General features: G+C 43.0%; 6 protein-coding genes and 3 pseudogenes. 5 read left to right on the top strand and 4 right to left on the bottom strand.

Annotated elements, in window-relative coordinates; translation table 11 throughout:
* Window positions 1-132, top strand: a pseudogene (locus FTT85_RS17585) (IS6 family transposase); the annotation flags it as partial.
* 54 nt (window positions 133-186) lie between these two features.
* Here the strand turns inward: FTT85_RS17585 and FTT85_RS17580 are convergent.
* Window positions 187-1,242, bottom strand: a pseudogene (locus tag FTT85_RS17580) (DUF4158 domain-containing protein); the annotation flags it as partial.
* A gap of 125 nt (window positions 1,243-1,367) precedes the next feature.
* On the opposite strand from FTT85_RS17580, the gene FTT85_RS17575 reads away from it, so the two are divergent.
* The 3 genes and pseudogenes from FTT85_RS17575 to FTT85_RS17565 form a co-directional block, all read left to right on the top strand.
* Entirely contained in the window at window positions 1,368-1,982 is a 615-nt protein-coding gene (locus tag FTT85_RS17575) for a recombinase family protein (protein WP_000904906.1), read from the top strand.
* Window positions 1,983-2,100: 118 nt separating this feature from the next.
* A protein-coding gene (locus tag FTT85_RS17570) for an IS3 family transposase (protein WP_223672967.1) occupies window positions 2,101-3,233 on the top strand; the annotation gives its coding sequence in 2 pieces (ribosomal slippage) (window positions 2,101-2,353 and window positions 2,353-3,233; 1,134 coding nt in all).
* 99 nt (window positions 3,234-3,332) lie between these two features.
* A pseudogene (locus FTT85_RS17565) lies at window positions 3,333-3,929 on the top strand (APH(3'') family aminoglycoside O-phosphotransferase); the annotation flags it as partial.
* A 41-nt stretch (window positions 3,930-3,970) separates the two neighbouring features.
* On the opposite strand, the gene FTT85_RS17560 reads toward FTT85_RS17565, so the two are convergent.
* From FTT85_RS17560 to FTT85_RS17550, 3 genes are all read right to left on the bottom strand, one after another.
* The gene (locus FTT85_RS17560; RefSeq protein ID WP_001067790.1) at window positions 3,971-4,675 is read right to left on the bottom strand and encodes an IS6-like element IS1008 family transposase; all 705 of its coding nucleotides are present in this window, start codon (window positions 4,673-4,675) and stop codon (window positions 3,971-3,973) included.
* A gap of 1,133 nt (window positions 4,676-5,808) precedes the next feature.
* Window positions 5,809-6,096 carry a hypothetical protein gene (locus tag FTT85_RS17555; protein ID WP_000908082.1) on the bottom strand — a complete coding sequence of 96 codons (288 nt, stop codon included), beginning with the start codon at window positions 6,094-6,096 and terminating at the stop codon, window positions 5,809-5,811.
* 2 nt (window positions 6,097-6,098) lie between these two features.
* Window positions 6,099-6,737 (bottom strand): AAA family ATPase, encoded by a 639-nt coding sequence (locus tag FTT85_RS17550; protein ID WP_000585007.1) that lies wholly within the window; start codon window positions 6,735-6,737, stop codon window positions 6,099-6,101.
* Between the two features lie 404 nt (window positions 6,738-7,141).
* On the opposite strand from FTT85_RS17550, the gene repM reads away from it, so the two are divergent.
* Window positions 7,142-8,080: a replication initiation protein RepM gene (repM, locus tag FTT85_RS17545; RefSeq protein WP_002046604.1), complete on the top strand. Its 939-nt coding sequence runs from the start codon at window positions 7,142-7,144 to the stop codon at window positions 8,078-8,080.
* Window positions 8,081-8,360 lie beyond the last annotated feature (280 nt).

Below are 8,360 nucleotides of genomic sequence, written 5' to 3'. Positions count from 1 at the left end.
ATGAAGACGGCTTACGCCACCATCAAAGGTATTGAGGTGATGCGTGCACTACGCAAAGGCCAGGCCTCAGCATTTTATTATGGTGATCCCCTGGGCGAAATGCGCCTGGTAAGCAGAGTTTTTGAAACGTAAGGCCTTTGAATAAGACAAAAGGCTGCCTCATCGCTAACTTTGCAACAGTGCCCTCGCGATGACATCGCCCAGCGGCTGGCCATCATCCTGTGCATCGACCAGGGCGCCCCCGATCTCGGCGAAGGATTTCAGGGTGTCACGCACCACCCCCGCTTCGTCTGCGACCTTTGCATGGCAAATACGCTCCGAAGCACGGTAGAGACGGCCGACGATCCGGTCGTGGGTTTCGACCACTGCGTCGGCCAACATCGCCTGCCATTCCGAGACGCAAACAGCCAAGATCGCAAGCCGCCTGTCCTCCGGGAGATCGCGCATGCCGTCGGCATAATACCGTTCACCCTGCCTGCGCAGACGAGTCACCCGATGGGCAGGAACGCCGGCAAGCAGATCCTCGGGGAGATCGACGCGTTGCAGATATTCGAGCCGGTCGAGCAGCCGGTTGGCCGACGAAGAGTTCGAGCCAGGCTCGAACTGGCGCAGCCACACAAAACGGGTCACCCGATCATCAGCCGTCTCCTCGAGCAATGCCAGCAACTGTTCTCGGATCGACATAGGCAGCCGACTGGCGATCCTCGTCTCGATGCGTCGCTCGGCATCGACGAGAGCCGCGGCACAAAGCCGCTCGATCGTGGATGTCGCGGGAAGGACAGTGCGGGTGCGTCGGCACTCGGCTACGAAGCGACGGGCGATATCCTCGTTCGACACCGCCATCTCGGCTTCTCGGAACAACCATTCCTTCAGCTCGCTCGCACCACGTCCGGAGAAGGTGCGGAAGCCGTAGAGCCCCCGTAACTCGGCAAGATGCTCGTGCCGTGTTTCCTCGCGGGCAGCATAGTCTACGAGATCGTCGGCACCCAGGCCAAGCTGCGCTCCGATAAATTCGATGACCTCTGCAGGGATCAGTTCGCCTGGAGCCAGCACCCGGCCGGGATAGCGCAGGACACACAATTGCAGGGCGAAGCCGAACCTGTTGTGAGCGCGCCGACGCAGCCTGATATGCCCAAGGTCTTCATCACTCAGCGTATAGTGCTTGAGCAAATCCGTCTGTGAAGTCGGCAAGCGCAACAGCGCGTCTTTCTGCCGATCGGTTAGAGTGACGCGACGCGGCATACATGTTCCTTTTTCAAAATCTGATAGCGTTCAAGACGCTTTGTTTATGAAGCTGGTTGAGATACATTTCCAGAGGTCAATGCAATCGTGGCCGAAGCGCCGCCTCAAACCAACGTTTGTGATACATGCTGATCGGATATGCCCGCGTCTCCAAAGCCGATGGCTCGCAGTCTCTCGACCTGCAGCACGACGCCTTGCGCGCCGCAGGTGTCGAACGGGACAATATCTATGATGATCTTGCTTCCGGCGGTCGTGATGATCGCCCTGGCTTGACTGCCTGCCTCAAGTCATTGCGTGACGGCGATGTGCTGGTGGTCTGGAAGCTCGATCGCCTCGGACGATCGCTTGCCCATCTGGTCAACACGGTGAAGGAGCTGTCAGACCGCAAGATCGGCCTGCGGGTTCTGACTGGAAAGGGCGCTCAGATCGACACCACGACTGCGTCCGGTCGCATGGTGTTCGGAATCTTCGCCACCTTGGCCGAGTTCGAGCGGGATCTGATCCGAGAGCGCACCATGGCGGGTCTCGCCTCCGCGAGAGCGCGCGGTCGCAAGGGCGGACGAAAATTCGCGCTCACCAAAGCTCAGGTGCGTCTCGCGCAAGCCGCCATGGCCCAGCGCGATACTTCAGTTTCCGATCTCTGCAAGGAACTCGGCATCGAGCGCGTCACTCTCTACCGATATGTCGGTCCCAAAGGCGAGCTCAGAGACCATGGAAAGCATGTTCTCGGACTTACGTAGCAACTCGTTTCTTTTCGCAGGTTGAGCCACAGAGGTGGATCAGGAAATTTGAACAACACTTATAAGTGATATTTTGCTCCCCAAATGATGTTATAAACATCAATATATGGAGTATTTTATGACACGTAGACCAAGAAGAAATCATTCAAATGACTTTAAAGCTAAGGTAGCACTTGCTGCGATTAAAGCAGAAAAAACACTTGCTGAATTGAGTGCTGAATTTGATGTTCATCAAAACCAAATTATTGACTGGAAAAATCAACTGATTTCAGCTTCCTCGCAAGCTTTCGATCAATCAAAAGCTCCAACAGAACCACCCATCGATCTAAAAAAACTACATGCAAAAATCGGTGAGCAGGCATTAGAAATTGATTTTTTAGAAGGTGTGTTGAAGAAACTGGGTCGCTTCAACCACAAAAGTTAATCGATGACTCACTTCAGATTTCAGTATCTAAGCAAGCTAAGCTGCTGAAAGTCTCCCGTGGTTGTTATTACTATCGCCCAAAACCTGTGAGTGAATCAGATCTGAAGCTGATGCGCTGTATGGATGAGTTACATATGCAATACCCTTTTGCAGGTAGCCGTATGATGCGTGATTTATTGAATCGTCAAGGACATCATATAGGACGACGTCATACACGTACTTTAATGAAGAAAATGGGCATTAATGCGTTATATCGTAAACCAAATCTAAGTCAGGCCAATCAAGCTCACCGTAAATATCCATATCTGCTCAAAGGATTGGCTATTCAGCGCAGTAATCAAGTGTGGTCTACGGATATAACGTATATCCCTATGGCAAAAGGCTTTGTTTATTTATGTGCTGTGATTGATTGGCATAGCCGCAAGGTACTTGCGCATAGAGTATCGATTAGTATGGAGGTTACATTTTGCATAGAAACATTAAATGAAGCTATTGAAAAATATGGCCGACCTGAAGTCTTTAATACAGACCAAGGCAGTCAGTTTACCAGTGATGCATTTATTGATGTATTGAAATCAAATGGCATTCAAATCAGTATGGATGGTAAAGGTCGATGGGTTGATAATGTGATGGTTGAACGATTATGGCGGAGCGTTAAATATGAAGAGGTGTATCTCAAAGCCTACAGCAATGTTTTGGATGCGAAGAAGCAATTAAACGCATATTTTGAATTTTATAATTTGAAACGACCTCATTCGAGTCTGGACAAAATGACTCCAGATGAGTTTTACTATGACCAGCTACCACAACAAAATAAGGTAGCTTAACTAGAGCAGAGTATCACTTATAAATAAGCTTTTAGTTGTTCAAACAAGTGGGACCACCTCTCACCTCCGCGCTTCATCAGAAAACTGAAGGAACCTCCATTGAATCGAACTAATATTTTTTTTGGTGAATCGCATTCTGACTGGTTGCCTGTCAGAGGCGGAGAATCTGGTGATTTTGTTTTTCGACGTGGTGACGGGCATGCCTTCGCGAAAATCGCACCTGCTTCCCGCCGCGGTGAGCTCGCTGGAGAGCGTGACCGCCTCATTTGGCTCAAAGGTCGAGGTGTGGCTTGCCCCGAGGTGATCAACTGGCAGGAGGAACAGGAGGGTGCATGCTTGGTGATAACGGCAATTCCGGGAGTACCGGCGGCTGATCTGTCTGGAGCGGATTTGCTCAAAGCGTGGCCGTCAATGGGGCAGCAACTTGGCGCTGTTCACAGCCTATCGGTTGATCAATGTCCGTTTGAGCGCAGGCTGTCGCGAATGTTCGGACGCGCCGTTGATGTGGTGTCCCGCAATGCCGTCAATCCCGACTTCTTACCGGACGAGGACAAGAGTACGCCGCAGCTCGATCTTTTGGCTCGTGTCGAACGAGAGCTACCGGTGCGGCTCGACCAAGAGCGCACCGATATGGTTGTTTGCCATGGTGATCCCTGCATGCCGAACTTCATGGTGGACCCTAAAAGGCACTGTTGCAAATAGAGATTTGAGTCGATGAAGTTCCTTTTTAAAAGTGCTTAGAGACCGAAAACCCTGTTGATTAGACACACTTCACCTTGAGGCTGACCATAATAAAATGACGATGCTTGTCCTTTACGTAGTGCACGCATGACTTCAATACCTTTAATTGTGGCATAAGCCGTCTTCATAGATTTGAATCCTAATGTGGCCCTGATGATCCGCTTTAACTTACCATGATCACATTCAATGACATTATTTTTATACTTAATCTGCCTGTGCTCAATATCTACTGGACATTTTCCTTCTCGCTTTAACCGTGATAAAGCATGGCCATAGGTCGCTGCTTTATCTGTATTGATGACCCGTGGAATTTGCCATTTTTTCACCGTATTGAAGATTTTTCCTAAAAAACAATAGGCTGATTTACTGTTCCGTCTAGCGGAAAGGTAAAAGTCAATCGTATGACCACGTTGATCAACTGCACGATACAGGTAAGTCCATCGCCCCTTCACTTTGATATAAGTCTCATCCATATGCCATGAATGTAAATCTGTAGGATTACGCCAATACCAGCGTAAGCGTTTTTCCATTTCTGGAGCATAACGCTGAACCCAACGATAAATTGTGGTGTGGTCAACATTCACACCCCGTTCAGCGAGCATTTCTTGAAGTTCACGATAGCTGATGCCATATTTACAATACCAACGAACAGCCCAAAGAATGATTTCACCTTGAAAGTGCCGACCATGGAAGGGATTCATCTGCTGTATCTCGAAATAAATAAGATATTTAGCTTATCATGTCAGCCTATTTGCAACAGTGCCATATATTCGCCTTTTGGATGGAGAACAAGCTCTGCACCACCAAAGCCCACATTTATTACATTGCCTTACCCTGCAACGTTTAATCCATCCATTACAGCAATACTACCCGTTCACATTACTTTATCTCGGCTGATAATCAGCGCAGTAACTTTAGCCAATCTCGCTGCAATTTCCATGTCAGGAATTTGTCCACTTATTCCAATGATGATGAGAACTGCAGCATTGACTTAGATCGCCAGTGCTCAGTACTGGCCATCATGTAGCTTTTATCGCTTTAGCGCCTTAACTTATTTAAGTGGCGTAACTTGCATAACTTATGCATCCTATTTAAGTGATGTAAGTTATAGTATTCCGTGTCAGGAATCTGTCTACTTATCAGCGTCCGCGGAACTGCAGGATTTCTGGCTTTGTTGTTCGCAACGAGGGCTAATTCTGGAGTTCCGTATAAGGCATAATCAATAACGACGCCTGATGCGAACATAGCGATTGGGCTGAAACGGAAGGTATCAGGAGCAATCGCTTTGGCAGAATTCCCCAAGGTGCTCACAATAAGATTCACATTGATGAAATCTGGCTTTCTACTCAGCCCATGGATATGCGAGCAGTTACTTATACTGCTCTTTCTCATGTCCTAAAAGCCTTTGACCATGTCAAATCGCAACATTGAGGTTATCTTGTTTTGGAATAAGCGTGGTCATTGTATGAAAGTGTTGATATATGATGGACTGGGTATTCAAAGCTCTACGGTTGGAACAAGCAACATTTCACTGGACTCAAACTCATCATAGTGAAACAATTACAAGCATTGATTCAGAGTTTCGCTTGATAAAGAATTTGACAATGTGCATCAAACATCATGACATCAATTCAGTCAGCCAAGCTGAATAGCCTAGATCCGTGTCTGTGCAGAAAAGGACGCCTTCATATAAAATAACTCAAATAGATAAATTACCACCACACTGCTAGAGCCTGAGCTGAATTTAAAAATATCTATAGGGTTCACCGGGGACTTACAGTAAATTTAACTTGGATAAAAAATATCCCCCTTAAAAAAGTGGGATATTTTTAATTTATTTATTTAATATTTCTTTTAATTCATCTGCACTATATGTCGATAAATTTTCTATAGCTGCTCGAACAATACTTGAACGATTTATTCTTGCATTTTGCCCTTTTACAACCAGCTCATCAATTAGTTTACTAATATCTTCATTGAGAGAAAAAGTGTAACGAATAAATTTTTTTTCACTTGATTCTAAAGCCTTTACCCTCTTTTCTGCACCAGATATAAATGCATCTAACATTTTATCTTGTTCAGTAGGTTCAGGTTTTTTGTTTAGCCCAGTTAAACCAGCCATAGTTATACTCCTAAAAACTCTCTTGCAATACTTTCAATTTCAGCTTTCGCTTTAGGATCACTATTTACTTCAAAAACCGAAAGCCCATTTTCATCTGCATCATCATAAACATTTCGATTTGTTGTGATTGAATTCAATGCATCAATACCAAATGATTTGCATGCCTCTTTTGCATCTAAAATTCTTTGAACTTGAGAAGGAAGAGTTGGACACTGAGTAATAATTGCTCTAGCTTTCAGATTTGGATTTACTGTCTTTGCTAATTTTAAAACTTGTTCCATATGATCTAAAGTTTTTAGATCTCTTCGTTTGGGTCTAAACGGCAATAACATATGTGTAGCTATAGTCATTGCTGAACGTAATGCTTCAGAATCCTGTCCACCTGCATCAATGATAATATCTTGGTATCTTTTATCTAAATCTTTTAAAACTGAACGTATATTCCCTGATGCTTGTACTGATGGAATATTATTTAATTCATCGTTTTCATCTCTTTCTTTGACCCAATCTGTTGTTGTTCCTTGAGGGTCAGCATCTAATAAGAGGACGTCTCTTTGACTTTGTTGTAAGTAAACTGCAAGATTTTGAGCTAAACAGCTTTTACCAGCACCGCCTTTTTCACCACCAACTAAGATAATCATAATTTATGTAAGTTACGTAAGTTTGTTTGTGTATAATTTAACGGTGATTTATGAAGTAATCAACTATCATGAAAAAAAAAATTAAAAAAAAAGTTATCCACAAAAGAATGGTCTTTTTGAATTTATATATATTTATTTAAATTTATTATTTATATCTCTGCTCAAAGCTTGACTAGCAAAGGGATACAGGAAGTATATGTTGACAAATTCCTACCAATAAGTTGACTTTTTCCTGTTTCTGAGTTGACATATTCCTACCAATAAGTTGACTTTTTCCTGTTTCTAAGTTGACAAATTCTGTGCATAAGTTGACAAATTCTTTTATTAAAAATACTTTCATTTGTGGACGTTAAGTAGTATTGTCAATATATCTATTTATAACATTTTCCTTAATATATCTTCCTATGAGTAACATAGTATATAAAGATAATAATTTGGTTGAAGCATCGTATTCACTAAATCTATCTGAGCAAAGGCTAATATTAATTGCGATCATTGCTGCTCGAGAAATTGAGAAAGAACTTACTTCTGATACTATACTTACGATTCATGCTTCTGAATACATGAAACAGTTTAATTTAGGACGTCAAGCATCTTATGAAGCGTTACAATCTGCATGTGATAATCTTTTTGAACGGCATTTGAATTATAAAGCAGTAGATCCTATAACTGGAAAAATAGGAATATACAAAAGTAGGTGGGTTTCAAAAGTTGGTTATGTTAAGGAAGAGGGATGCGTCCAACTAATTTTTGCACCAGATATTATCCCCTTATTTGTAAAACTTGAAGAAAAGTTCACAAGATATGAACTTAAACAAATCTCACCACTTACAAGCATTTATGCTATTCGCCTGTATGAGTTACTCATACGTTGGAGATCAACTGGTAAGTTATATATTTCTATAGATGAGCTTAGATCAAAACTCGGATTGATAGAAGATGAATATAAAAAGATGGGAGACTTTAAAAAAAGGGTTCTTACCGTAGCTTTAAATCAAATTAACAAATTTACGGATATTACTGTTTCTTATATACAAAAAAAGGAGGGAAGAAATATTTCAGAATTACATTTCATGTTTGAAGAAAAAGAACAAAATAAAACGAGTACAAGTGCTCCTTTAGAGCCAACTTATAAATTGACAGCTAAGCAATGTATATTCTTTGCTAAAAAGCTATGTGATATTACTAACTATCCAAAATTTGGTAATGATTTCGCACATCGTGGAGAGACTCTAGAAGACTTTCAGGAAAGGATATCAAGTGATCTTCTTGATAGCGATAATGTTAGAAAGTATTTTTCTTATTTGTTAGAAGTTGGTTATGCTCCTAAATACAAGAAGTAACCCTTTAGTTAATTGTCACTTTAAACAAAAGACCACGCCCTCTCATACTAAGTTTTTAATTAAGATTGCTTTCATGTGATTTTAATATGAATTAGCATAAGTTACATAACTTATGCTGGTTAAGTAACCACCTATCCTGCCTTTATAATTTATTGCTGCAGTTCTCATCATCATTGGAATAAGTGGACAAATTCCTGACATGGAAATTGCAGCGAGATTGGCTAAAGTTACTGCGCTGATTATCAGCCGAGATGTCGTTATTGATTATGCCTTATACGGA

The organism is Acinetobacter sp. YH01020, assembly GCF_013420275.1.
GTDB classification, from domain to species: Bacteria; Pseudomonadota; Gammaproteobacteria; order Pseudomonadales; family Moraxellaceae; genus Acinetobacter; species Acinetobacter amyesii.
This window is presented reverse-complemented; position numbering and strand designations above follow the sequence as displayed.